This is a genomic window from Thioclava indica, assembly GCF_000714545.1.
GTDB lineage: Bacteria > Pseudomonadota > Alphaproteobacteria > Rhodobacterales > Rhodobacteraceae > Thioclava > Thioclava indica.
Genome location: NZ_AUNB01000084.1, coordinates 66,131 through 91,927, shown reverse-complemented (window position 1 = coordinate 91,927; position 25,797 = coordinate 66,131). Strand labels below are relative to the sequence as shown.

Sequence of the window (25,797 nt, the reverse complement as noted above, 5' to 3'; positions counted from 1 at the left end):
ATGAAGCTCTATTCGATGCCCACATCGGGCAATAGCTATAAGGTGCGCCTGCTGCTGGCGTTGCTCGGGCGTGATTACCAGCGCGTCGATGTGGAATATGACACCGAGGCGCTGGCCCAAGCGCACCTAAGCGGCGCGCTGCCGTTTAGCAGGGCACCTGCCTTGCATCTGGGCGATGGCCGTGTGCTGGCGGAATCCAATGCGATCCTGTGCTGGTTGGGTGAGGGGAGTGACTTCGTGCCCCAAGACGCGTTCGCGCGCGCGCAGATGCTCTCTTGGATGTTTTGGGAGCAAAACCAGCATGAGGGCGTGATCGCGGTGCGTTCGGCGTTGCTCTATTATGCCCATCGCAAACCCGAGGCCACGCCGCAGCGGTTGGCGGAGCTGCTGGAGCGCGGCAATGCGCTGTTGCAGCTGATGGAGGATCGCCTTAAGGGCCAAAATTGGCTGGTGGGCGATGCGATCAGCCTCGCCGATATTTGCCTTTACGCTTACACGCATACCGCCGAAAGCCGCGGCGGGTTTGATCTGACGCCATTCCCGGCGCTGGGCGCGTGGCTGGACCGGATCGCGGCGCTGGATGGATATGTGGGGTTAGATGACTGAGATTTTGGCATGGACGGATGGCGCATGTTCGGGCAATCCCGGCCCCGGTGGCTGGGGCGTCGTGATGCGCGCGATGGATGGTGCGCGGATTGCCAAAGAGCGCACGCTCAAGGGTGGCGAGCCCGACACGACCAACAACCGCATGGAATTGCTGGCCGCGATCAACGCGCTTGAGGCCCTGACACGGGACTCAGAAATTACCATCACCACCGACTCGGCCTATGTGAAAAATGGCGTGACGGGCTGGATTCACGGCTGGAAGCGGAACGGTTGGAAGACCGCGAACAAAAAACCGGTGAAGAATGTCGATCTGTGGCAGCGACTGGACGCGGCCCAAGCGCGCCATCAGGTGACGTGGAAATGGATCAAGGGCCATGCGGGCCATGCCGAGAACGAGCAGGCTGATGAGCTGGCCCGCGAAGGCATGGCACCGTTCAAACCGGGCAAAGCGTGATGCCTGCGCTGCCCGTTTGGCTGAACGAATTTCCCATCGGGGCGGGGCTGGATTACGCCTCGGTTCTGGTCTTTGCGCTGACGGGCGCGCTGGTCGCCTCGCGCCAGCAGCTTGATCTGGTGGGGTTCATCTTTATCGCGGCGCTGACAGCTGTGGGCGGCGGCACTTTGCGCGACCTTCTGCTGGGCCGAGATCTGGTGTTTTGGGTCGCCGATCCGACTTATGTTGTCATCGCGGCTTTGGCCGCCATCGTGGTCTTTTTCACCGCGCATCTGTTGGAAAGCCGCTATCGCGCGCTGTTGTGGCTGGATGCCTGCGCCTTGGCCGTGGCGGTGCCTGCGGGTGTGGCGATTACGATGAAGCTGGGCCACGGCCCGGTGATTGTGCTGATCATGGGCGTGGTGACGGGTTCATTCGGCGGGTTGATGCGCGATGTGGTGTGCAACGAGGTGCCGCTGCTGCTTAAACAGGGTGAACTTTACCTTAGCTGTGCCTTTGCAGGGGCGGCAGGTGCGCTGATTGCCTCTGCCGTTGGGCTGGATCGCTTTACGGCGCTGCTGATATGCGCCGCCGTGACGTTGCTTTTGCGTGCAGGCTCGCTGCGCTTTGGCTGGAGCCTGCCGGTCTACAAACCCCGACCGCCACGCGATTACTAAAACAGGCTCAGGATTACGGGCGCGAGAAACGCCGTCAGCACCGCGTTCATCCCCATCCCGATAGAGGCAAACGCCCCCTTCGTTTCATGCACCTGAAAGGCGCGCGCCGTGCCGATGCCATGGGCCGCGACGCCCACTGCCAAGCCGCGTGCCCGCCAGTCGCGAAACCCCAGTACGTTCAGCATCGGCGTCACCACAATCGCGCCGATCATGCCCGTCATAATCGTCAGCGCGGCGGTCAAGGACGGCTCGCCGCCCAGTTGCTGAGAAATCCCGATGGCCACGGGGGCTGTCACCGATTTCGGCGCAAGCGACGCCAGCAGAACCGGCCCCGCGCCCATCGCCTTGGCAATCGCCAGAACGCTGACGATCGCGGTCGTCGATCCCACGACCAACCCCGCCACAATCGGCAACAGCGCGCGTTTGACCTTGGGCAGATTGGCATGCAGCGGAACAGCCAGACACACTGTCGCTGGACCCAGCATGAAATGGACGAATTGAGCGCCCTTGAAATAGCGCTCGTAAGGTGTGTGAGTCATCAGCAACACCGTTCCAAGGATCACCACGGCGATCATCACCGGATTGGCAAAGGGGCTGCGCCGGGACGCACGAAACAGGAAATCCCCTATCCAATAAGCGACCAAGGTGGCCCAAAGCCACAAGAGCGGCTCGGATGATAGGTAAGACCACAGCTTGAATGGATCAGTCATCAGAGACGCTCCCGATCAGTTTCGCCACGACCGAAAAAGCGGCAGCACCCGCAATAATCGCCGCCATCGTTGACACCACCAGCGCCAGCGCCAAGCCAAACCCATGCGCTTGCAACTCGCCAAGATGCGCGATGATCCCGACCCCCGCAGGCACAAACAGCAGCGACAGATGCGCAAGAATGAACTGCGCGACGGGGCGCACGATTTGCTGAATACGGGTTGAGGCGCTGAGCGCGATGAGCAGAAAGATCATGCCCAGAACCGGGCCGGGCAGCGGCAGCATCAGCGCGCGCGACAGGATCTCGCCGATCAGTTGGAACAGCAAGATCCGGGATAAAGCGGGGATCATTGAGGGCTCCTTGGTGAACGGCGGGATGCTAGGGCACGGGACGGCAAAGAAAAAGGGCCGCGCGGGACATATCCGCACGGCCCTGTCTGCATGGCTCGGCCTTGGTTATTCGGCGGGCACCGGCTGCGCCGCAACGCGCCCGAAGTGGCGGCGGTTCAGATGCAGCACGAGCCAGATCGCCAGCCCCTGCGCCGCAAAGGCGATCAGCGATAGCAGCCAGAACGCCAGCGAGAACTTGGTAACCAGACCCGATTGCACCAGCCCGGCATTGAGCCAGAACTGCGTCATCACGCCGAATGCCACCGCCGGGCAGACCAGCGCATAGGCTCCCGCCGAATTCTCGGCCCCGAACAGGAAGCGTTTGGCGTAGCCGACGCGGCGCAGCATTTCGATTCCGAGCAGCGCAAACAGGATCTGCACCGAATAGGTCTTGGTCAGGAACATCAGCACCTGCGCTGCGGTCGAATGATCTTCGAAATTCACATGCAGCCCGTGATTGACTCGCATCCCGAGAATGCCCAGCACCGTCAGGATCGGAATGACGACCATGATCGTGGGCGCGGCCTCGGGGGTGGTGCCGTGGCTCATCATCGAATGAACCCCAAGAACCAGCGCCACAAGCCCCACCAGCAGCGCCGCCATCATGAAGAAAGTTGCCAGCATGATCGCGATCCCCGAGGTCAGCGCGACATGCGACAGCGCCCCGGGCGCAGCCAGCCCGACGCCGACCATCGACAGTGCGAAAGCCGGCAGCATCTGCGCGAAAGAGCCATTCGCGGTCCAGTCAAAGCCGCCTTCGGTTTTGACCCGTCCAAGGAAGCTGCCAACCTGCGCCAGCGCCAGACCCCCCGTTGCGGTGAAGGCGATAATGGCCAGCGGGAACAGGTATTCCACGACCGACCAGAGGCCGGGTACGAACACCATTCCAAGGATGAAACCGACATTGATCGTCATCGCGATGGTCAGTGGCATCGCCGTCAGTTGCGTCTGGGCGTTTGAGGCGCTGAGCGCGCGATAGGCATCGGTTTTCTTGAAGTCCGAAAGCTGGCGCAGGTTCCAGATCAGCAGTCGGATGTTGTGATAGGCGAAGAACAAGATGCCCACCATCGCCGCGACGATCATTACCTTTTGCAAGAGGGGGCCGGATGTAAGCGCCGCCGAGATATCTTCAAAGACCGGCACGGATTGACCCGGATGGGGCACCCAGAAATAGAGCCAGAGGAAAAACGTCACGGCTGTCCCGCCTGCGCCAAGCGAGGCCAAGAAATAGAGGGGCGAATAGCGATCCGCCGGGCGTGTTGAATGGGTCATGGAATGGCTCCAATAAATTCAGCTTCGTGAATATGATGGTCACGCCCCCGTGAGATTCCTATGCGGCAGGGCGTCGCGGCGTGGCCACGCGCGAAATTTCGCGCAATCCGCGTATGACGGCCATTTCGGGATCGGCTTGCGCGGGAAAACGCCAATATCTTGTGGATAAGCGAGGCAGAGCCGCGATATGAGGGGCGTTTCGGTTGACTTGCAGGCGTTGTCTACGGAAACTTCCCAACGCGTCACAGATTCGGAAAGGCAGGGCATTTGCGCTTCTCTCGGCTACGTCTCAACGGTTTTAAAAGCTTTGTCGATCCCACTGATCTGGTGATTCACGACGGGCTGACCGGAGTTGTCGGGCCTAATGGCTGCGGCAAATCCAACCTGCTTGAGGCGCTGCGCTGGGTGATGGGCGAGCACCGTGCCTCGGCGATGCGCGGCGGTGGGATGGAGGATGTGATCTTCGCAGGCGCCTCCTCGCGCGGGGCGCGCAACTTTGCCGAAGTGTCACTGCAAATCGACAATACCGAACGGCTTGCACCATCCGGGTTCAACGATAGCGACGGGCTGGAAATTATCCGGCGGATCACGCGCGATGCGGGCTCGGCCTATAAGGTGAACTCGAAAGATGTGCGCGCGCGCGATGTGCAGATGTTGTTCGCCGATGCCTCGACGGGCGCGCATAGCCCGGCGCTGGTACGGCAGGGCCAGATTTCCGAGCTGATCAACGCCAAACCAAAGGCGCGGCGACGCATTCTGGAAGAAGCTGCGGGGATTTCAGGTCTATATCAACGCCGCCATGAGGCCGAGTTGAAGCTGAACGGGGCCGAGCAGAACCTGATCCGCGTCGATGACGTGATCGAACAACTCGCGGCGCAACTGGCGCAGCTGGCACGGCAGGCCCGCCAAGCCGCCCGCTATCGCACAATTGGCGATGATCTGCGCCGCGCCGAGGGAATGTTGCTCTATCGCCGCTGGCGTGAGGCTGATCTCGCCCGTGAGGCCGCGCAATCGGCTTTGCGCGAGCAGGTGACCAACGCCGCGCAAGCCGAACGCACCGCGCGCGAGGCCGAGGCTGCTCGTGTCGCGCGAGAAGAGGCATTGCCGCCCTTGCGCGAAGAACAGACCGTCGCAGCGGCGATCTTGCAGCGGTTGGTGGTAGAGCGCGACGCGCTGTCGGATCAGGAAGATCAGGCGCGCGCCCGCATCGCCACGTTGCAGGGCCGGATTGAGCAGTTGATGCGCGATATGGACCGCGAGGCAGGGCTGAACCGCGATGCGGGTGAAACGATTGAACGGCTCGAATGGGAGCAGGGTCAGATCGCCAAGGCATCCGAGGGCCACGAGGACAAACTGGCGCGCGCGACCGATGACGCGCATGAGGCAGCCACGATCTTGCAAGACCGCGAGGCCCGTCTGTCGGAGCTGACCGAAGACGTTGCGCGTCTGGCCGCGCGCCACCAATCGGCGCAGCGGTTGGTCACGGATAATCGCGCGACGGCTGAGAAATCCGAGGCTGCTGCGGAACAGGCCAAGCAGGCTTCGCAGGCGGCAAAGGCAGCGCTTGCGACGTCGGCTGACGAATTCACCGGCGCTGAGACGGCGCAAGCCGAAGCACAAGCCGCCGCTGAGGCCGCCGAAGAGGCGCTTGCGGCTGCGGATGAGGCGCGTGGCGACATTCAGGCGCGCGAAAGTGCTGCGCGCGCGGCACGATCCGAGGCCGAGGGCGAGGCTGGCGCGTTGCGCGCCGAGGTCGGGGCTTTGGCGCGGCTGGTCGAGCGCGAAAGTGCGGGCGGCACGCAACTGCTGGACCGCGTGCGTGTCGACAAGGGCTATGAGGCGGCGCTGGGTGCGGCACTCGCCGATGATTTGCGCGCCCCTGAAGTCTCGGGGGATGAGGCGACCGGCTGGCAGGTGCTGGCGGGCTATGATGATACGCAGGCGCTGCCTGTTGGTATCGAGCCGCTGGCCGATCATGTCGAAGTGCCAGACGTTCTGGCGCGCCGGATTTCGCAAATCGGCTTGGTCGCGGATTGGGATGAGGGCGCGCGTTTGCAAGAACAGTTGCGCCCCGGCCAGCGGCTGGTCTCGACCGAGGGCGACCTGTGGCGCTGGGACGGGTTCCGCGCCGGGGCAGAAGATGCGCCCACGGCGGCGGCGCTGCGCTTGCAGCAGCTAAACCGGCTGGTGGAATTGAAACGCGACCTTGAGGAAATATCGGCGCGAGCCGAGGGTGCGCGTCAGGCCCATGAGATGCTGACAGAGCATCTGGCCGAAGCCTCACGTGCCGATGTCGCTGCGCGCGATGCCCGCCGCGAGGCAGATCGCAAGCTGGCCGAGGCCGGGCGCGCCTTGTCGCGGGCCGAGAGCGATCGCTCGATTGCGGGGTCCAAACTGGAAAGCGCCCAGCTTGCTGTGACGCGTCACGAGGAGGAGGCCAGCAGCGCGCGCATGGCGCTGCGCGAGGCAGAGAATGCCCTGAACGGTTTGCCTGATTTGGATGCCGCGCGATCCGAGGTTGATGCGATCAAGATGACGGTCGAAGCCGCGCGCATGACGATGATGACCAAGCGGTCCGGCCATGATGAAATTCGCCGCGAAGGCGAGGCGCGTCTCAAGCGGCGTCAAGAAATCACCAAGGAAATCTCGGGGTGGCGGCATCGCCTTGAGACGGCAGAGAAACGCTCGACCGAGCTGGCGGCGCGCAAGCTTGAGACCGAGGATGAGTTGGATGAGGCGGGGGCCGTCCCCGAGATTTTGGCCGAGAAACGGGCCGAGTTGTCCGAGGCGATCACCACGGCAGAGGCGCGCCAGGCGGAGGCAACCGATAAGCTGACAGCGGCGGAAATCGCGCTGCGCGAGGCGCAATTTGGCGCGCGCGAGGCCGAGCGGTTGGCAGGCGAGGCACGCGAGGGCCGTGCGCGGGCAGAGGCGCGTGTCGATGCGGCGCGCGAGACGGTAAACCATGCAGCCGAACGCATCAGCGAAGAATCCGAGTGCACGCCGCAGCAGTTGCTGGAAACGATTGAGGGCGATCCCGATAAGATGCCCGATGTCGAGGCGCTAGAGACGCAGGTCAACAGTCTCAAACGACAGCGCGAGGCATTGGGCGCCGTGAACCTGCGCGCCGAAGAAGATGCGCGCGAAGTCGAGACCGAACACGACGCGCTGGTCAAGGAAAAGTCCGATCTGGAAGAGGCGATCCGCAAGCTGCGCGCGGGGATTTCGGGTCTGAACCGCGAGGGGCGCGAGCGGCTTTTGACCGCGTTCGAGCAGGTTAACGAAAGTTTCACCACGCTGTTCACCCACCTTTTCGGCGGTGGCACGGCGAAACTGGAACTGGTGGAAAGCGATGATCCGCTAGAGGCCGGGCTTGAGATCATGTGCCAACCGCCGGGCAAGAAACTGAGCACGCTGAGCCTGTTGTCGGGCGGCGAGCAGACCCTGACAGCGATGGCGCTGATTTTCGCGGTGTTCCTCGCGAATCCGGCACCGATCTGTGTGCTGGATGAGGTCGACGCGCCGCTGGATGACGCCAACGTGACCCGGTTCTGCGATCTTCTCGATGAGATGACCCGCCGCACCGACACGCGGTTCTTGATCATCACCCACCACGCGGTGACGATGAGCCGGATGGATCGTCTGTTCGGTGTGACGATGCAAGAGCAAGGCGTCAGCCAGCTTGTTTCCGTCGATCTGAAAAAGGCCGAGGCGCTGGTGGCCTGACGCGGCGTGGCGTTCAGGTCACCACGCGCAACGTGATATTGATGCGCCCGCCTTTAGGCAGCAAGGTCGAGGTGCCCGGCGCGATCCGGTCAATCCCGTGATACAGCAGACGCGCGTCACCCCCCATCACCATCACATCACCCGAGCGCAGCCAGACACTTTCGGTCTTGCCGCCGCGCGTGTCATTGCCGATCCGGAACAGCCCGTCATCGCCAAGGCTGATCGAAACCACGGGGTGGGTGAAATCGGATTCGTCGCGATCTTGGTGCAGGCCCATTTTCGCGCCTTCGGAATAAAAATTGATCAGGCAGCATTCGGGATCGTGCGCGCTGTTCGAAAGCGCCCGCCAGATCGCCAGAATTGCGGGCGGGATCTTGGGCCAAGGGGTGCCATTGGGGTGGGTCTCGCTATAGCGGTAACCGCGCCGATCCGAGACCCAACCGAACCGCCCCGCCGAGGTCATACGCACCGACATCGCCTTGCCATAAGGCGTCATCGGCGAGAATAGCGGCGCGGCAGTCACCACGGCGCGCAAGTCATCGCGCAGCGCCGCTTGTTCCGACGCGCCGAGCCAGCCCGGATAATGCAGGAAGCCGCGAATTGTCTGCGCGGTCGGTCGTTTTTCGGAATTCATCGCCATTTTCGTCAATTTCCCGCGGACTTCATGGGGGGACGGTTCTTGCAGCCAGAAATCGGCCTCCTTATATACGCAACGAAGCCGGACGCGGACCACTATCGTGTCTGGGCAGAAAGTTGAAATTTAAACCCAAGGGATAGGGGCCGGGTGCCTTACAGGACCCGCTCCCCACCATATCGCCAAGAGAGGGAATATCATGGCCAAAGTAATCGGCATCGACCTCGGGACCACCAATAGCTGCGTGGCTATCATGGACGGCGCGCAGCCCCGTGTGATCGAAAACTCCGAAGGGGCGCGCACGACGCCCTCGATCGTCGCCTATACCGACGATGAACGTCTGGTCGGCCAACCGGCAAAACGCCAGGCTGTTACCAACCCGTCCAACACCGTTTTCGCGGTCAAACGCCTGATCGGGCGTCGCACGACCGATGCAGAAGTCGAGAAGGACAAGAAACTTGTGCCTTATGACATTGTCGATGGTGGCAATGGCGACGCATGGGTTGAGGTGAGGGGTGAGAAATACTCCCCCGCACAGGTCTCGGCTGTGATCTTGCAGAAGATGAAAGAAACCGCCGAGAGCTATTTGGGCGAGGAAGTGACGCAAGCCGTCATCACCGTTCCCGCCTATTTCAATGACGCTCAGCGTCAAGCGACCAAAGACGCTGGCAAGATTGCCGGCCTTGAAGTGCTGCGCATCATAAACGAGCCGACCGCGGCTGCGCTGGCCTATGGTCTGGAGAAAAAAGAAACCAAGACGATCGCCGTTTATGACCTTGGCGGTGGTACGTTCGACATCACGATCCTTGAGATCGACGATGGCCTGTTCGAAGTGAAATCGACCAATGGCGACACGTTCCTTGGTGGTGAAGATTTCGACATGCGGATCGTCAACTATCTGGCTGACGAGTTCAAAAAAGAGCACGGCGTCGATCTGACCAAAGACAAGATGGCGCTTCAGCGTTTGAAAGAAGCCGCTGAGAAAGCCAAGATCGAGCTGTCTTCTTCCAGCCAGACCGAGATCAACCAGCCCTTCATCTCGATGGGCAAGGACGGTACGCCGCTGCACATGGTCATGAAGCTGACCCGCGCCAAGCTGGAAAGCCTTGTTGGTGATCTGATCAAATCCTCGATGAAGCCCTGTGCCGCCGCGTTGAAAGACGCCGGTGTCAGCAAGGACGAAATCGACGAGATCGTTCTGGTCGGTGGTATGACCCGGATGCCGAAAGTCGTCGAAGAGGTCACCAAGTTCTTCGGGAAAGAGCCTAACAAAGGCGTGAACCCCGATGAGGTTGTGGCAATGGGTGCGGCCATTCAGGCTGGCGTGTTGCAAGGCGACGTCAAAGACGTGGTGCTGCTGGATGTGACCCCGCTGTCGTTGGGTATCGAGACGCTGGGTGGTGTGTTCACCCGCCTGATCGACCGCAACACGACGATCCCGACCAAGAAAAGCCAGATCTTCTCGACCGCCGAGGACAACCAGAACGCGGTGACGATCCGGGTCTTCCAGGGTGAGCGCGAGATGGCGGCGGACAACAAGATCCTCGGTCAGTTCAACTTGGAGGACATTCCGCCCGCTCCGCGCGGCATGCCCCAGATCGAAGTGACTTTTGATATCAATGCCGATGGTATTGTGTCCGTGTCGGCCAAAGACAAAGGCACTGGCAAAGAGCACAAGATCACGATTCAGGCTTCGGGCGGCTTGTCCGATGACGAGATCGACAAAATGGTGCAGGACGCCGAGGCGAATGCCGACGCGGACAAGTCCCGCAAGGAACTGGTCGAGACCCGCAACCAGGGCGAATCGCTGCTGCACTCGACGCGTAAATCGCTGGAAGAGCATGGAGATAAGGTCGATGCCTCGACGGTCGAAGTGATCGAACTGGCGGCCAACGCTTTGGAAGAGGCGCTCAAGACCGATGAAGTCGGCAAGATCAAAGGTGCGGTGCAAAACCTCACCGAGGCTGCGATGAAACTTGGCGAGGCGATCTACAAGGCCGAGCAAGAGAAATCCGGTGAAGCCGATGCGTCTCCTGAAGACGAGCCGCGCGATGTCGATGACGATATTGTCGATGCCGATTTCGAAGATATGGGCGACGACGAGCGCAAATAAGCGCGGATGAATGATGGGTCGGGCCTGCCGAAAACAAGGCGGGCCCGTTTCCATGTTCTCCTAAAAGGGGTAGCCGATGGCAAAACGCGATTTTTATGAGGTTCTTGGCATTGCCAAGGGCGCCTCGGCCGAGGAAATCAAGAAAGCCTATCGGGGCAAGGCCAAAGAGCTTCACCCTGATCGCAACAAAGATAATCCCGAATCCGAGGCACAGTTCAAAGAAGCAAACGAAGCTTACGACGTTCTGAAAGACCCTGAAAAGAAAGCTGCCTATGACCGTTTCGGTCACGCGGCCTTTGACGGTGGTATGGGCGGCGGTCGTCCCGGTTATGGTGGCGGTCCGGGGCAGGGCGATTTCGCCTCGGCCTTTTCGGATGTGTTTGAAGACCTGTTTGGCGATTTCATGGGCGGTCGTCCCGGCGGCGGCGGCGGGCGTTCGCGCGCGCAACGCGGCTCGGATCTGCGCTATAACCTGCGGGTGTCCTTGGAAGAGGCGTTCGCAGGCACGCAAAAGACGATCACTGTTCCTAGTTCTGCCGCATGTACTTCGTGCAACGGCACGGGGGCCGAGGGCGGAGCAGAGCCGCAAACCTGCCCGACCTGTTCCGGTTTGGGTAAGGTGCGCGCGCAAAACGGCTTTTTCACGGTCGAGCGCACCTGTCCGACCTGTGGTGGCCAAGGTCAGGTCGTCAAAAATCCCTGCCGTAAATGCCACGGTGCAGGCCGCGTCGAGGTCGAGCGTCAGTTGCAGGTCAACATCCCGCCGGGCGTTGAAACCGGCACCCGTATTCGCCACGCTGGCGAGGGTGAGGCCGGGCTGCGCGGTGGTCCCTCGGGCGATCTCTATATCTTCATTGAGGTCTCGCCCCATGCGTTGTTTGAACGCGACAACACCGACCTGCATTGCCGTGTGCCCGTATCAATGGTGACGGCGGCCTTGGGCGGCGAGGTCGAGGTGCCCACGATCGACGGTGGCCGTAGCCGTGTGAAGATCCCGACAGGCAGCCAATCGGGCCGCCAAATGCGGTTGCGCGGCAAAGGCATGCCGGCGCTGCGCGGTGGTGGCGTGGGGGATATGTTCATCGAATTGGCGGTCGAAACCCCGGTGAACCTGACCTCGCGGCAAAAAGAAATCCTGCGCGAATTTCAGGAAATCGAGGTCGAAAACAACCCGGAAGGCGCGAGTTTCTTCAAGAAAGTCAAAAGCTTCTGGGAAGGTATGACACATTGATCAAGGCGCCTTCGGGCGCCTTTTTCGCGATCTGTTGAAACATGTTTTGTTCTCAAATTAACTGTTTGTTCACGCAGACTCGGCCAATGTCGCGACATGAACCAGCAACCTTCCTCCTTTAACGAATCTGCCTTGCCGCTGTTTGCGGATCGCGATGACGCACGGGAGTTGGCTGGGGTGGCTGGGCGCCAACCTTCGTATCTGCGCGACCATCGAGAGCGGTTGCGCACGCGGTTAATGCAAGGGGGCGCGCAGCCCTTGCCCGATTACGAGTTGTTGGAACTGGTCTTGTTTCGCGCGATCCCGCGCCAGGATGTCAAACCGCTGGCGCATCGCTTGCTGCAAACTTTTGGCGATTTCGGGCGTGTTGTATCGGCGTCACCCGCGCGCCTGCGCGAGGTGAGCGGCGTGGGGGAGGCGGTGATACAAGAGTTCAAGATCGTCGAAGCCTCGGCGCAGCGTTTGGCGCGGTCGCGGGTGATCAACCGCCCCGTGCTGAGTTCTTGGCAGGCGCTGATTGATTACTGCCACACGGCGATGGCGCATCGCGAGACCGAGCAATTTCGCACCCTGTATCTTGATCGGAAAAACGTGCTGATCGCCGATCAGGAACAGGCGCAAGGCACCATTGATCACGTGCCGGTCTATCCGCGCGAGGTCGTAAAGCGTGCGCTGGAACTCAATGCCTCGGCGCTGATTTTGGTGCACAACCACCCTTCGGGCGATCCAACTCCGTCAGAGGCGGATATCGCAATGACCCGTCAGATCGAACAGGCGGCAACTGTGTTTGGAATTGTCGTGCATGACCATTTGATCATCGGGAAAAGTACCGAAATCAGCCTGCGCTCTGCGGGCTATTTCTGAGTCATCTTTCGACTGCGCCCATCTTGCAGATTAGGCAGCGGAAAAACGACGAATTGCCCCAGTGCTTCACAGCTTGGCATGTCGATTTCAATCGGGTTGAGCGGTTTATCCTCGCCCGCCAGCACGCGCCGAACCGAGCCACTGACGGTCTTTCCGCAATTGGCGAGAGTCACCTCTGTCTCGATTTGCATGCGCACGGGGCTAAGGGTGGTTGGCGCAGTATAGACTTCAATCTGCGTGTCATTGGGGCCGTCATAGCGCATCATGTAGCCGCCCAGTGGCGTGTCAGGCGTGCGCGGCGTTGCGACACTGATATGGCCGGAGCCGTCAAATCCGGCCCCTTTTTCATAGATGTTGAGATGCATCTCGGACCCGCTTTGAGCCGAAAAAATCACGCGATCAAGCTTGGTTATTTCAGGGGTCGAGAGATGCGCAGACGCGACCATCGCGCCTTTGGCATTCACCGAGATCTTGTTTTCAACCTGCATAGCGGGCAACAAACCCTGCCAGTTGCCCTCGGCATCGGAATGCGCCGCGATTTTCAGGCTGCCATCCTGAATGTCCAAAGCTGTATTGCGCGCGCAATCCGCGCTCAGCGCGACCGAGAGCGCGCCGGGGGGCACAAGGCTAAGGTCAAGCGAGGCATCCTTGCAGGAGGTCGTTTTGCTTTGCACAAATCCACCGGTCCCATTGGCGGGCATTTGCGGGATCGCGCCAACCCCCGTGTCCTGCGCGATGTGCTGCGTGGGCGGGTTATGTAGAACGGTCATTCTTGAAAGTTGCAAGCGCGGCGTTTCATTGGGACGTGCAGCGATTGTCGGCGACGCATTGTTCGCAAAAATGCGCGGCGTCACAACCAAAGACTCCGGGTTCACGCTTTGCATGACATGACCAGTGGCCGCCGCCAGAAGGAAGGTCCCGGCAACCATCGTCACCTTTTGGAATTTCCGCATGAGTCTCTCTCCAGCATTCTTGCTTGGAGTTAAAGTACTGCTGGATCACGGCGAAGCTTGGGCAGGAATGGGGTAATGTTTCCTTATCAGGGACACAAAGCGGCACAATCCGTGGTAGGGCCTTGCTCACAAAACACTGCATGAGGAAATGCGGGCTGATCCTGCCGCATAGTTGCCCAAATCTGGACAGATGGAGGCTCGATGGCCTCGGGCACGAAACCTGATTGAGCGCCCGAATGCAAAAGAGGCGGCCCGTGAGCCGCCTCTTTGCGCCAGTGTCAGACCAACTGACCGTGGCAATGTTTGAATTTCTTGCCCGAACCACAGGGGCAGGGATCGTTGCGACCCGGATCACCCCAAGTCGTGGGGTCACTCTCATCGAAGCCGGCCAGAGGGGTGCCCGTTGGCTCGGACTGCTCAAGGATATCCGGCGCGGGCGCGTTGTCTTGCGGCATCTGCGCCTGAAGCATCTGCGCTTGCTCTTCCTCGGTCAGGGGGCGCACGCGCGAAAGTTGTTGCGAAACATCGGCGCGCAGACCATCCAGCATGAGTTCAAACAACTGGAAACTTTCGGTTTTGAACTCTGACAGCGGATCGCGCTGCGCATAGCCGCGAAAGCCGATCGTCGAGCGCAGGTGTTCAAGCGTCACCAGATGCTCGCGCCATTTGCCATCAATCGTTTGCAACAAAACCTGTTTTTCGATCATGCGCATCGACTCGGGGCTGAAGGCCTCGGTCTTTTGTGCCATCTCGGCGTCGGTTGCGGCCTCAATGCGTTCGGCGACGACATCTTGATCGACGCCCTCTTCCTCAGCCCAAGCGGCGATCGGAAGATCAATCGACAGCTGCTCGATCAGGGCGGCATGCATACCTGCCACATCCCATTGATCGGCATAGGATTTCGGCGGCATATAAGTGTCCACGAGATCCTCGATCACCTGAACCCGCATATCGCGCGCGATTTCATCAACCTCGTTGCTTTCCATAATTTCGCGGCGCTGCGAGAAGATCGCTTTACGCTGATCATTCATCACGTCGTCGAATTTCAGCAACTGTTTGCGGGTGTCGAAGTTGCGACCCTCAACCTTGGCCTGCGCACGCTCGAGCGATTTGTTCACCCAAGGGTGGATGATCGCCTCACCCTCTTTCATGCCCAGTTTGGACAGAACGGCATCCAGCTTATCCGAGCCGAAAATCCGCATCAGGTCATCTTCGAGCGACAGGAAGAACAGCGAACGACCCGGATCCCCCTGACGGCCCGAGCGACCGCGCAGCTGGTTATCAATGCGCCGGCTTTCATGACGTTCGGTTGCCAGAACGAACAGGCCGCCCGCTTCTAGAACCTTGGCTTTTTCGTCGGCATGTTCAGCCGTAATTCTGGCGCGGATCTCATCGGGATCGGCGTCGGGATTTGCGTCGATTTCCTCGAGCACTTTCATATCGACGTTGCCGCCAAGCTGAATATCGGTGCCGCGCCCAGCCATGTTGGTGGCGATGGTCACCGCGCCCAGACGGCCCGCATCTGAAACGATCTTGGCTTCTTGCTCGTGCTTGCGGGCGTTGAGCACGTTATGTGCGATCCCGGCTTTCGTCAGCATCTCGGAGATGAGTTCGGATTTCTCGATCGAGGTGGTGCCGACCAGCATCGGCTGGCCCTTTTTATGGGCGATCTCGATGGATTTGATCACCGCTTCGTATTTCTCACGCGCGGTGCGATAGACGCGGTCATGTTCATCTTTGCGCGCAATCGGGCGGTTGGTCGGGATCTCGACGACGCCAAGCGAGTAGATTTCCGCAAACTCGTCAGCCTCAGTCGCGGCGGTGCCGGTCATGCCGCCAAGCTTGTTGTAAAGACGGAAGTAGTTCTGGAACGTCACCGAAGCGAGGGTCACGTTTTCGGGCTGGATCGTGACGCCTTCTTTGGCCTCAATCGCCTGATGCAAGCCGTCCGACAGGCGGCGGCCTTTCATCATCCGGCCCGTAAATTCATCGACCAGAACGATTTCGTCATTGGCGACAACATAGTTCTGGTCTTTGAAAAACAGCTTGTGCGCGCGCAGAGCTTGGCTGGCATGGTGCACAATCGTCGTGCTTTCAGGATCGTAAAGCGATTGCCCCTCGGGCAGGACGCCGCCTTCGTGCAGCACCTGCTCTAGGTACTCGTTGCCCTCTTCGGTCAGCGTCGCGTTACGCTCTTTTTCGTTCACCTCGTAATGCTCCTCAGAGAGCTTGGGGATGAATTCGTTGAGCGTGATATACAATTCCGAGCGATCATCGGAGGGGCCGGAAATGATCAGCGGCGTGCGCGCCTCGTCAATCAGGATCGAGTCGACCTCATCGATGATGGCGTAGAAATGACCCCGTTGCGCCATATCCTCGACCGAGGTGCGCATGTTGTCGCGAAGATAGTCAAACCCCAATTCGTTATTCGTCGAATAGGTAACATCGGCGGCATAGGCGGCGCGCTTTTCCGCGTCGGCTTGGAACGGCACCACGACACCGCAGGTCATGCCCAAGGCGTTATAAACCTTGCCCATCCAGTCGGAGTCGCGCCGTGCCAGATAATCGTTGACGGTGACGATATGAACGCCTTTGCCCGCTAGCGCATTCAGATAGGCCGGGAAGGTCGCGACAAGGGTCTTACCCTCACCGGTTTTCATCTCGGCGATGTTGCCCTGATGCAGGAAGATCCCGCCCACAAGCTGCATATCAAAGGCGCGCAGACCCAGCGCACGGCGCGCAGCTTCGCGGCAGTTGGCGAAGGCTTCGGGCAGGATTTTATCAAGGCTTTCGCCATCTTCCTGCACCCGGCGCTTAAACTCATGCGTCTTTTCGATGATGCCTTCATCGGTAAGCGCCGCGAACTCTGGTTCCAGCGCGTTAATTTTGGCCACCAACGGGCGCACCGACTTCACTTTGCGGTCGTTCGAGCTTCCGAAGACCTTCTTTGCGACTGTTCCGATGCCAAGCATGTATTCTCCGAGGGTAGCTGACCATTTCGTGTAACCGAGCGCCTTGTCGCGCGGGGCTGGCCTGTTAGAACAGCGAACGAAACAAGGGCGGTGCGCCTCTTACAGACCTTAGGCGATGTAAGCGGCGACCGTCACAGTGTCAACGCCGCCCAAGGACGCGGCCTTAAGGGAGTGGCATGGATGCCCAAAATGACGAGATTTTTCGCAAGTGTAGCAGTGCTGGCCCTGATCGGTGGGGCTGCGGTGGCGCAAGACGCCAAAACCCCGGCCCCGGCAAGCGATGCCGCCAAAGCTGCGACCCCTGCTAAACCGCGCACTGATCTGACTGCTGATACGGTCGTGGCAACTGTGAACGGGCAAGACATCACGCTGGGCCAGATGATCACCGTGCGTGACGGCCTGCCCGCGCAATATCAGTCGCTTCCCGATGACAAGCTGTTTGACGGCGTGTTGCAGCAGTTAATCCAGCAGACAGCTTTGGCCGAAATCGGCGAGAAACGCATGACCCACCGCGACGAAATCGCGCTTGAGGTGCAAAAACGCGCCTACCTTTCGGGTTCGCTGCTCAACTACACCGCCGACAAGGCGGTGAGCGATGAGGCCGTGAAAAAGGCCTATGACGAGAAATACGCCAAGGCAGAGCCGACCAAGGAATATCACGCGGCCCATATCATCGTGAAAACCAAGGAAGAGGCCGAGAAGATCAAGAAAGAGATCGACGGCGGCGCGAAATTTGCAGATGAAGCCAAGAAATACTCGACCGACGGATCGGCGGCCAATGGCGGCGATCTCGGGTGGTTCAAGCTGTCCGATATGGTCAAACCGTTTGGCGATGCGCTGGTGGGCATGAAGGATGGCGAAGTCGCCGGCCCGATCCAGACGCAATACGGCTGGCATGTCGTGGAACTGATCGGCACCAAAATGGTCGATGCTCCGAAACTGGCAGATGTGCGCAAAGACCTTGAAGGCGATATTCGTCAGCAAGCGGTCGAAAAGCGCGTAACGGATGTTGTGAACGCCGCGAAAATCGACAAGATGACGCAAGGGATTGATCCGTCGGTGCTGAAGGATCAGTCGATTTTGGGCAATTGATCTGAACGGCGGGCGTGATGGCGAAAAAGAAGAAGAAAAAGGACGATAAGGACATCAAGCTGAAGGCCAAGGTTAAGAAGCTGCGCGCCAAGATCAAGGCGCTGAAGTCCGATCTTTCCGCAGTCGCGCCTGCCAAAATCAAGGCAAAGACGGTTTCTGTTTCGCCGCTCGCGCCCGCCCATTTCCCGAAACTGCCCGCGATTGCGGGTGTCGAGTTTGCCTCCGCTGCGGCGGGGGTGAAATATGCTGGGCGCACCGATGTGATGCTCGCGCGCGTTGCGCCGGGGGCCTCGATTGCGGGGGTGTTCACCACCTCATCGACCCGCGCGGCCTGTGTGCTCGATTGTCAGTCGAAACTGGCGATGCGCGTGCCTAAAGATGCAGGCGCTGCGATCATCGTTAACTCGGGAAATGCCAACGCGTTCACCGGTAAGAACGGTCAAAAGGCGGTCGATATGGTGACCGGTGCCGTGGCCAAGGCGCTTGATCTGCCCATTAGCCGGGTGTTTTCGTCCTCGACTGGTGTGATCGGAGAGCCGCTGCCCTTTGAGCGCATCGTGCTGGCGGTCGATGGGCTTGCGCAACGTCTGTCAGGTGCCGGGATCGAAGACGCCGCGCGCGCGATTATGACGACCGACACCTATCCCAAAGGCGCCAGTGCCGTGATTGAAGGCGAGGGTGGGCCGATTACCATCGCCGGGATCGCCAAGGGCTCGGGGATGATCGCGCCCAACATGGCGACGATGCTGGTCTATATCTTTACCGACGCTGCAATAGCGCCCGCGCGGTTGCAGAAAATGCTGTCGCGGCAGGTCGACGACACGTTCAACGCGATCACGGTCGATAGCGACACCTCGACCTCGGATGCCTTGATCGTGGCCGCAACGGGCCAGTCTAAGGCTGCTGAAATCCGCGATTTGCGCACGCAGGTTGCCAAGAATTTTGAGGCAGGCCTGCGCGATGTGATGATGGATCTTGCTCATCAAGTTGTGCGCGATGGCGAGGGGGCGACGAAATTCGTCGAAGTGCGCGTGACCCGCGCTGCAAGCGCCGAGGATGCCCATAAGGTCGCGATGGCCGTCGCCAATTCGCCGCTGGTGAAAACCGCGCTTGCCGGCGAGGACGCGAACTGGGGCCGCGTCGTGGCTGCCGTCGGCAAGTCCGGAGCCAAGGCGGATCGCGACAAGCTGACGATCTCGTTTGGTGATATGGTGCTGGCCGAAAAGGGTTGGCGCGCGCCAAGCTATTCCGAGGCCGATGCCAGCGCCTACATGAAGGGCGATGAGCTGGTTATCGGGGTCGATTTGGGGCTTGGACGGGCGAACAAATCGGTTTGGACCTGCGATTTGACCCACCGCTACATCGACATCAACGCGGATTATCGTTCGTGAAGCTGCTGCTGGTTTCGGCTGTTGCCCTGATCGACACCGAGGGGCGGATTTTGCTGGCCCAACGTCCCGAGGGCAAGTCGTTGGCGGGGTTGTGGGAGTTTCCCGGCGGCAAGGTCGAGCCGGGCGAAACCCCCGAAGCCTGCCTGATCCGCGAGCTGCGTGAAGAACTGGGCATCGAGACAGAGCAAAGCTGTCTCGCGCCGCTGACCTTTGCCAGCCATAATTACGATGATTTCCATCTGCTTATGCCGCTGTTTGCCTGCCGCAGATGGCAAGGGATTGTCGCGCCGCAAGAGGGGCAGAGGCTGGCGTGGGTGCGTGCAAAAGACCTGCGCGACTACCCGATGCCCCCCGCAGATGAGCCGCTGATCCCGATCCTGCGGGACTGGTTATAGGTCGATTTGACGGGGATCTGCTTCCAGAAACGCGGATATTGTGTACAAATCGTTAACAATCATGCGGTTTATATTTGCAATTTGATAAAATTCTTCCGAACATGCGAATGGGGAGAAGGAGATCTCAGTATGCTTAGAACAATTTTGGTTGGTAGCACCGTCTCGATTCAGGGCGTGTTCGAAGGCAATCTCGACTGCGGACGCATCTTGGTGCGCGTGGGCGACAGCCTGTTTGCAGGTCGGCCCGTCTGCGGCTGATCCATACGAGCGGCACGCCTTAGCGAACCGCCATAAAATACGAAAAACGGGGGCCCATCAAAGCCCCCGTTTTCTATTTTCTGCGTTTTGTTCGGATCAGAGCGTGCGCTCGATTTCCTCGCGCTCAAAGATCTCGATGACATCGCCTGCGCGAATATCGTCGTAGTTTTCAAACGCCATACCGCATTCCTGACCCGAGGGCACTTCTTTGACCTCGTCCTTGAAGCGCTTGAGCGTTTTGAGCGTGCCTTCGTGGATCACAACATCCTCGCGCAGCAGACGCACACCGGCCGAACGGCGGGCCACGCCCTCGGTCACGAGACAGCCTGCAACCTTGCCCACGCCGGTAACCTTGAACACTTCCTTGATCGTCGCATAGCCGATGAAATGCTCGCGGATCTCTGCCGAAAGCAGGCCAGACGCGGCGGCTTTGATGTCATCCACCAGATCATAGATGATCGAGTAATAGCGGATCTCGACACCTTTCTGGTTGGCGGAGGTGCGGGCCGGAGCATTGGCGCGCACGTTGAAGCCGATCACAGGCGCACCCGATGCCTCGGCCAGACCGATATCGGATTCGGTGATCGCGCCGACGCCCGAATGCAGGATGCGCACGCGCACCTCATCGTTGCCGACCTTCTCAAGCGCCTGAACAATTGCCTCGACAGAGCCCTGCACGTCGGCCTTCACCAACACCGGAAGCTCCGTCACGCTTTCGTCCGCTTTGGCCTTGGCCATCAGCTGTTCCAGCGTCGTCGCGGCCCCGGCAGCGGCACGTTTGTCTTTCGCGGCCTGCTCACGGTAATCGGCGATCTCGCGGGCTTGCGCCTCGGTCTCGACGACGTTGAGCACGTCACCCGCTGCGGGCGTGCCGTTCAGACCCAGCACCTCGACGGGCACCGACGGGCCAGCATCTTCGACGCGCTCACCCTGGTCGTTGATCAGGGCGCGGACCTTGCCCCACTGTTCGCCCACGACAAAGATGTCGCCGCGATGCAGGGTGCCGTTCTCGACCAGCACGGTTGCAACCGGACCACGGCCCACGTCAAGTTTAGCCTCGATCACGGCACCCTGGGCGGCGCGATCAGGGTTGGCTTTGAGTTCAAGAAGTTCGGCCTGCAGCGCAATCGCTTCAAGCAGGTTATCAAGGCCCTTGCCGGTCTTGGCAGACACTTCGACATCTTGCACATCACCCGACATTGCTTCGACGACGACTTCATGTTGCAAAAGCTGCGTGCGGACTTTTTGCGGCTCGGCACCGGGTTTGTCGCATTTGTTGATCGCCACGATCATCGGCACCTTCGCCGCTTTGGCGTGGTTGATCGCCTCGATCGTCTGCGGCATCACCGAATCATCGGCAGCCACGACGAGCACCACGATATCGGTGACATTTGCACCGCGCGCGCGCATCGAGGTGAAGGCCGCGTGACCGGGGGTGTCGAGGAAGGTCAGAACCGCGCCGCTATCGGTGGTCACCTGATAGGCGCCGATATGCTGCGTGATGCCGCCAGCTTCGCCAGAGACGACATTGGCCTTGCGAATCGCATCGAGAAGCGAGGTCTTGCCGTGGTCGACATGGCCCATGATCGTGATGATCGGCGGGCGGGTGATCAGGTCATCGGCCTTATCGTCAACCGAGGCAATCACCTGTTCCACGTCAGCATCGGACACGCGCACAACCTTGTGGCCGAATTCCTCGATCACCAGTTCTGCGGTATCGGCGTCGATGGTTTGGTTGCCCGTCACCATCATGCCCATGTTCATCAGCGATTTGACAACATCCGCGCCACGTTCCGCCATGCGGTTTGCCAGCTCGGAAACGACGATCGTCTCGGGCAGGCGCACATCGCGCACTTGTTTTTCAGCACGGGTCGAACCGCCCATCGCCTTTTGACGCTGGCGCTCTTGTTTGCGCTTCATCGCGGCCATCGAGCGATGACGCCCTTCGCCACCACCCAATGCATCATTCAGCGAGAGCTTGCCGGTGCGACGGTTGTTGCCACCCTCGGTTTTGCCCTTGTTGGCGCGATTGTCGCGGTCGGTGCGCTCGCGGTCGGTCTTGCGCGGACCCGAGGCGACAACGCCCTTGGTCTCGGCGCGCGACGCCGCAGCTTCGGCTGCGGCCTGATCCTGCACGGCGTCGTCCTTTTTCGGAGCGCCCTTGCGGATCTCTTCTTTCTTTTTGTCGCGCAACTCGGCTTCACGCTTTTTGCGATCATCCTCGTCAGCTTTCGCCTTCAACGCTTCTTCGCGCTCGCGATCTTCGCGTTCTTTAGCCTCGATCTCGGCACGACGACGCTCGCGCTCCGCCTCGCGGGCCTTTTCTTCGGCTTCGCGGTTCGCGGCTTCTTCGACTTCGCGAATCTTGGCGGCTTGCAACGCCTTCATCCGGCGGTCCATCTCGGCATCGGAAATGCCGGCTGGACGCCGCGACGGATCGCCACCCGCAGATTTGCCGCCGCCGGGACCTTTAGCGGTCCCCGCGCTTGGCTTGTTCAAGACACGCTTCTTGCCCTTCGTCTCGACCACAACGTTCTTCGTGCGCCCGTGCGAGAAGCTTTGCTTCACTTGCCCGGGACGCGACGCTGCGCCAAGTCCGAGAGTCTTTTTGCCGTCCGTATCGCTCATGCCGTCTTCGTATCCTTCATGGCGGTCTTGCCGCCGTCCTGCCTGCGCAATCCCGCAAGCCTCGATATCTCTTCAATCACGCGAGGAGTGAGGCCGCCGGCTGCAAGCGCGCCGTGTATCGCACGATCGCGACCGAATGCCAAACCCAATTCCTGTGAGGTGAGACAGCCGAACCAGCGCCCGCCCTCGGGCGTCCACAGCTTGCCTTTTCCTCTGTCCGAGCCGTCGCTGGCCTGAAGCAGCACTTTCGCGCGCCCGTCCGCCAGCCAGCCTTTGACTTTTTCGAACCCGATCACCGCGCGACCGGATTTCCGCACCAGAGAGATAAGCTCAACAACGCGGCTGGCAAGGGCTTTTTCCACCATTTCCACCATATTTTCGGGCGTTTTCGCGGGTGCCTTGGCGGCGCGGGCGAAAAGTCCCTTCTGAATGGCGGTTTCCAGCACGTCACGATCGGCTGTCACCCAGATCCCGCGGCCGGGTAACTTCTCGGCGATGTCGGGATAGATCATCCCGTCAGGACCAAGGACGAAACGCACAAGCCCAGCCTTCGGCTGAACATCGCCAGTGACGATGCAGCGCCGTTCGGGATCATCCCGATCTTTGGCTTTGCCTGCGCGACTCATCTGCGCTCTCCTGTCTAAGGCGGGGACCGTGGCTTACGCCTCGGCCTCCTCCTCGGTTTCGTCTTCGGCCTCGCCTGCCAACTCAGAAGGATCAACCCAACCCAGTTGAATGCGCGCGGTCATGATCAGATTTTGCGCTTCTTCAAGGCTCATATCGAACTTCTCAAGCAAGCCGTCATCCTTGACGCGGGCGCCATCCACGGTGGTCCAGCCGCCGGCCAGTTCCCAATCCGCGCAGGTCGCGAAGTCTTCGAGCGTCTTGATGCCGTCTTGCGCAAGCGCCTCGGTCATTTGCGGGGTCAGACCTTCAAAGTCGAACAGCGATTGTTCAACGCCAAGTTCTTTCGCCGCTTCCAGAGCCTTGCGATTCTGCTCTTCGATCACGTCACGGGCACGGGCCTGCAATTCGCTGGCCGTGTCGCCATCCACGCCCTCGATCGACATCAACTCGTCCAGATCGACATAGGCGACCTCTTCAAGCGAGGTAAAGCCTTCAGCCACCAGAAGCTGGGCGAAGAATTCGTCCAGATCGAGCGAGTTGACGAACAGTTGCGTGCGTTCGGTGAATTCGGCCTGACGACGCTGGCTTTCTTCGGCCTCGGTGAGGATGTCGATATCCAAACCGGTCAACTGGCTTGCCAAGCGCACGTTCTGACCGCGACGACCGATAGCGAGCGAAAGCTGCTCATCAGGCACCACGACTTCGATTTTGCCTGCTTCTTCGTCGATCACAACTTTCGACACTTCAGCCGGTTGCAGCGCGTTCACAAGGAAGGTCGCCTGATCTTCGTTCCACGGGATAATGTCGATCTTTTCGCCCTGCAACTCGCCGACCACAGCCTGCACGCGCGAACCGCGCATACCGACGCAAGCGCCGACCGGGTCAATCGAGTTGTCATGGCTGATCACGCCGATCTTGGCGCGCGAACCGGGGTCACGGGCCACGGCCTTGATCTCGATGATGCCGTCATAGATTTCGGGCACTTCCATCTTGAACAGTTCGGCCATGAACATCGGATCTGTGCGCGACAGGAAGATCTGCGGGCCACGGGCCTCGCGGCGCACGTCTTTGACATAGGCGCGGATACGGTCGTTCGGGCGATAGCTTTCGCGGCCGATCTTTTCGTTGCGGCGCAAGATTGCCTCGCCACGACCGACATCGACGATGATATTGCCGTATTCCTCGCGCTTGACGACACCGTTGATGATGGTGCCTGCGCGGTCTTTGAACTCTTCGTATTGGCGATCACGCTCGGCCTCGCGGACGCGCTGCAAGATCACCTGCTTGGCGCTTTGCGCGGCGATGCGACCCAGCTCGACGGGCGGAACCTCGTCGACGACCGTGTCGCCAACGCTGGGGTTCTCAAGATATTGTTTGGCCTGAGCAACGGTCAGCTCTGCCTGGTAGTTCTCCAGCAGATCGTCCTCGACCACGGTGCGCACGCGGGCAAAGCGCGCCCGACCCGTTTTGCGGTCAATCGTGACGCGGATATCCATTTCGGCGCCGTAACGCGATTTCGCAGCCCGTGCGAGGCTGTCCTCCATCGCTTCGATGACCAATTCCGGGTCGATCATCTTCTCGCGCGCGACCGCCTCGGCGGTTTGCAGAAGTTCCAGCTGGTTGGCAGAGGTGATTGCCATGACTCAAGTCTCCTCGTCGGGGGATTCTTCGATTTCGTCAAATTCGTCTTCGTTAATGCTGCCTTCAGCTTTTTTCTGCCGCAGCATTTCAGTGATCAATTCGTCCGTGAGCACCAGTTTCGCATCTGCGAGCCAGTCGAATTGCAGGCCGATCACAACCTGCTCGCCCTGATTCTCAATCTCGATCAGCACTTCGCTGCCCTCAGTGCCGCGCAATGCGCCCTTAAAGCGTTTACGCCCGTCGATCAGTTCAAACGTCTCGATCTTGGCCTCGTGCCCTTCGAAACTGTCGAAATCTTTCAGCCGGGTCAGCGGCCGGTCGATGCCGGGGGACGACACTTCAAGCGTGTAATTTTCCTCAATCGGGTCTTCCACATCCAGCGTGGCCGACACCGCAGTCGATATCTTGGCGCAGTCGTCAACCACGATCCCGCCATCGGGACGGTCGGCCATGATCTGCAGGTTAGGAGTCTCGCCGCCTTGCAGGCGCAAACGCACCAGTTCAAAGCCCAGCCCCTCAATCACGGGGGTGACGATATCGGCCAAACGGCGATCAATAGCAGTCTTGGCGATCAGGTCGGCCATAAGTTCCGATCCTCTAAAACAAAAAAACGAGCCATCGCGGCCCGTCACACGTTTCCGGTGGGCGCTAGGTTTGGACCCCAGCGCGCCGCTGTTGAAGGCGATATAGGCTTTTGCGCCCGAGTCTGCAAGCAGAACTTCAGGTGGTGCGATTGTCGCGCCAGACCCGCCAGTTAAGCGCGCCAGCCAGACTAAGCCAGACGATATAGGGAATCACCAAAAGCCCCGCGATCAGATCAACGCGGAAAAACGCCACCATCATCGCCGCCACCGCAACCCAAAGCAAGCTCAGCACAAGCATCCCGAACCCCAGCCTGTGCGCGCCGAAAAATACCGGCGTCCACAGCGTGTTCAGCGCGATCTGCACGGCAAATAAGGCCAGCGCCATCTGCGCCCCATCATACCCGGCCACCCGCGCCGCCGCATAGGCGACCGAGACATAAAGATAACTCCACGCCACGGGAAACACCCAATTGGGCGGGGTGAAACCGGGTCGCGTCAGCCCCTCATACCACGCACCCGGCTTGAAAATGATGCCAGTGGCCGCTGCTGCAGCCGAGGCTGCAAGGAAAAGCAGGAAATAAGTCAGCATCTTTGGCGTCCCG

At 60.1% G+C, this 25,797-nt stretch carries 22 protein-coding genes; 11 read left to right on the top strand and 11 right to left on the bottom strand.

Annotation, left to right across the window (positions count from 1 at the left end; all coding sequences use genetic code 11):
* Genes DT23_RS17335 through DT23_RS17325 form a run of 3 tightly spaced genes read left to right on the top strand, consistent with a single transcriptional unit; the run spans position 1 to position 1,716 of the window.
* Positions 1–606: a glutathione S-transferase family protein gene (locus DT23_RS17335; RefSeq protein WP_038133354.1), complete on the top strand. Its 606-nt coding sequence runs from the start codon at positions 1–3 to the stop codon at positions 604–606.
* Entirely contained in the window at positions 599–1,060 is a 462-nt protein-coding gene (gene rnhA / locus DT23_RS17330; protein ID WP_038133347.1) for a ribonuclease HI, read from the top strand. The genes DT23_RS17335 and rnhA overlap by 8 nt, the downstream gene beginning before the upstream one ends.
* On the top strand, positions 1,060–1,716 hold the full coding sequence (locus tag DT23_RS17325; protein ID WP_051697398.1) for a trimeric intracellular cation channel family protein: 657 nt from the start codon (positions 1,060–1,062) through the stop codon (positions 1,714–1,716). Before rnhA ends, DT23_RS17325 begins: the two co-directional genes overlap by 1 nt.
* Here DT23_RS17325 and DT23_RS17320 read toward each other — a convergent pair.
* From DT23_RS17320 to DT23_RS17310, 3 genes are all read right to left on the bottom strand, one after another.
* Positions 1,713–2,426 (bottom strand): LrgB family protein, encoded by a 714-nt coding sequence (locus DT23_RS17320; protein ID WP_038133346.1) that lies wholly within the window; start codon positions 2,424–2,426, stop codon positions 1,713–1,715. The genes DT23_RS17325 and DT23_RS17320 overlap by 4 nt on opposite strands.
* A complete protein-coding gene (locus DT23_RS17315) occupies positions 2,419–2,775 on the bottom strand; it encodes a CidA/LrgA family protein (protein WP_038133345.1) in 357 nt (118 codons plus the stop codon). The genes DT23_RS17320 and DT23_RS17315 overlap by 8 nt, the downstream gene beginning before the upstream one ends.
* Before the next feature lie 105 nt (positions 2,776–2,880).
* On the bottom strand, positions 2,881–4,086 hold the full coding sequence (locus DT23_RS17310; protein ID WP_038133344.1) for a TsoY family (seleno)protein: 1,206 nt from the start codon (positions 4,084–4,086) through the stop codon (positions 2,881–2,883).
* A gap of 267 nt (positions 4,087–4,353) precedes the next feature.
* Between DT23_RS17310 and smc the strand changes: the two genes are divergently transcribed.
* Positions 4,354–7,812, top strand: coding sequence for a chromosome segregation protein SMC (gene smc / locus DT23_RS17305; protein ID WP_038133343.1), 3,459 nt, complete (start codon positions 4,354–4,356; stop codon positions 7,810–7,812).
* Positions 7,813–7,825: 13 nt separating this feature from the next.
* Here smc and DT23_RS17300 read toward each other — a convergent pair whose 3' ends face one another.
* Complete coding sequence (locus tag DT23_RS17300) at positions 7,826–8,446, bottom strand: alpha-ketoglutarate-dependent dioxygenase AlkB family protein (RefSeq protein ID WP_038133458.1); 621 nt, start codon at positions 8,444–8,446, stop codon at positions 7,826–7,828.
* A 199-nt stretch (positions 8,447–8,645) separates the two neighbouring features.
* Between DT23_RS17300 and dnaK the strand changes: the two genes are divergently transcribed.
* The 3 genes from dnaK (at position 8,646) to radC (ending at position 12,654) form a co-directional block, all read left to right on the top strand.
* Positions 8,646–10,559: a molecular chaperone DnaK gene (dnaK, locus tag DT23_RS17295; RefSeq protein ID WP_038133342.1), complete on the top strand. Its 1,914-nt coding sequence runs from the start codon at positions 8,646–8,648 to the stop codon at positions 10,557–10,559.
* A gap of 76 nt (positions 10,560–10,635) precedes the next feature.
* Entirely contained in the window at positions 10,636–11,790 is a 1,155-nt protein-coding gene (gene dnaJ / locus DT23_RS17290) for a molecular chaperone DnaJ (RefSeq protein ID WP_038133339.1), read from the top strand.
* Between the two features lie 96 nt (positions 11,791–11,886).
* Positions 11,887–12,654 carry a RadC family protein gene (radC, locus tag DT23_RS17285; protein WP_038133336.1) on the top strand — a complete coding sequence of 256 codons (768 nt, stop codon included), beginning with the start codon at positions 11,887–11,889 and terminating at the stop codon, positions 12,652–12,654.
* On the opposite strand, the gene DT23_RS17280 is transcribed toward radC, so the two are convergent.
* Both DT23_RS17280 and secA read right to left on the bottom strand, forming a co-directional pair.
* Entirely contained in the window at positions 12,645–13,607 is a 963-nt protein-coding gene (locus DT23_RS17280) for a hypothetical protein (protein WP_038133334.1), read from the bottom strand. The genes radC and DT23_RS17280 overlap by 10 nt on opposite strands.
* 278 nt (positions 13,608–13,885) lie before the next feature.
* The gene (gene secA / locus DT23_RS17275; RefSeq protein WP_038133331.1) at positions 13,886–16,579 is read right to left on the bottom strand and encodes a preprotein translocase subunit SecA; all 2,694 of its coding nucleotides are present in this window, start codon (positions 16,577–16,579) and stop codon (positions 13,886–13,888) included.
* A gap of 189 nt (positions 16,580–16,768) precedes the next feature.
* On the opposite strand from secA, the gene DT23_RS17270 reads away from it, so the two are divergent.
* The 4 genes from DT23_RS17270 to DT23_RS20230 all read left to right on the top strand — a co-directional run bounded on the left by DT23_RS17270 (position 16,769) and on the right by DT23_RS20230 (position 19,715).
* Positions 16,769–17,671, top strand: a complete 903-nt coding sequence (locus DT23_RS17270) for a peptidylprolyl isomerase (protein ID WP_240473654.1) — start codon at positions 16,769–16,771, stop codon at positions 17,669–17,671.
* 17 nt (positions 17,672–17,688) lie between these two features.
* Positions 17,689–19,062, top strand: coding sequence for a bifunctional glutamate N-acetyltransferase/amino-acid acetyltransferase ArgJ (gene argJ / locus DT23_RS17265; protein ID WP_038133328.1), 1,374 nt, complete (start codon positions 17,689–17,691; stop codon positions 19,060–19,062).
* Positions 19,059–19,457, top strand: a complete 399-nt coding sequence (gene mutT, locus DT23_RS17260) for an 8-oxo-dGTP diphosphatase MutT (RefSeq protein WP_038133325.1) — start codon at positions 19,059–19,061, stop codon at positions 19,455–19,457. The genes argJ and mutT overlap by 4 nt, the downstream gene beginning before the upstream one ends.
* Before the next feature lie 129 nt (positions 19,458–19,586).
* Positions 19,587–19,715, top strand: coding sequence for a hypothetical protein (locus DT23_RS20230; RefSeq protein WP_038133322.1), 129 nt, complete (start codon positions 19,587–19,589; stop codon positions 19,713–19,715).
* Between the two features lie 96 nt (positions 19,716–19,811).
* Here the strand turns inward: DT23_RS20230 and infB are convergent, their stop codons facing one another.
* The 5 genes from infB to tspO form a co-directional block, all read right to left on the bottom strand.
* A complete protein-coding gene (gene infB / locus DT23_RS17250; RefSeq protein WP_038133320.1) occupies positions 19,812–22,343 on the bottom strand; it encodes a translation initiation factor IF-2 in 2,532 nt (843 codons plus the stop codon).
* A complete protein-coding gene (locus DT23_RS17245; protein WP_038133317.1) occupies positions 22,340–22,969 on the bottom strand; it encodes an RNA-binding protein in 630 nt (209 codons plus the stop codon). The genes infB and DT23_RS17245 overlap by 4 nt, the downstream gene beginning before the upstream one ends.
* Positions 22,970–23,002: 33 nt before the next feature.
* On the bottom strand, positions 23,003–24,610 hold the full coding sequence (nusA, locus tag DT23_RS17240) for a transcription termination factor NusA (RefSeq protein ID WP_038133315.1): 1,608 nt from the start codon (positions 24,608–24,610) through the stop codon (positions 23,003–23,005).
* A gap of 3 nt (positions 24,611–24,613) precedes the next feature.
* On the bottom strand, positions 24,614–25,195 hold the full coding sequence (gene rimP, locus DT23_RS17235; protein WP_038133313.1) for a ribosome maturation factor RimP: 582 nt from the start codon (positions 25,193–25,195) through the stop codon (positions 24,614–24,616).
* Positions 25,196–25,331: 136 nt separating this feature from the next.
* Positions 25,332–25,784: a tryptophan-rich sensory protein TspO gene (gene tspO / locus DT23_RS17230; RefSeq protein ID WP_156023998.1), complete on the bottom strand. Its 453-nt coding sequence runs from the start codon at positions 25,782–25,784 to the stop codon at positions 25,332–25,334.
* Between the last annotated feature and the right edge of the window lie 13 nt (positions 25,785–25,797).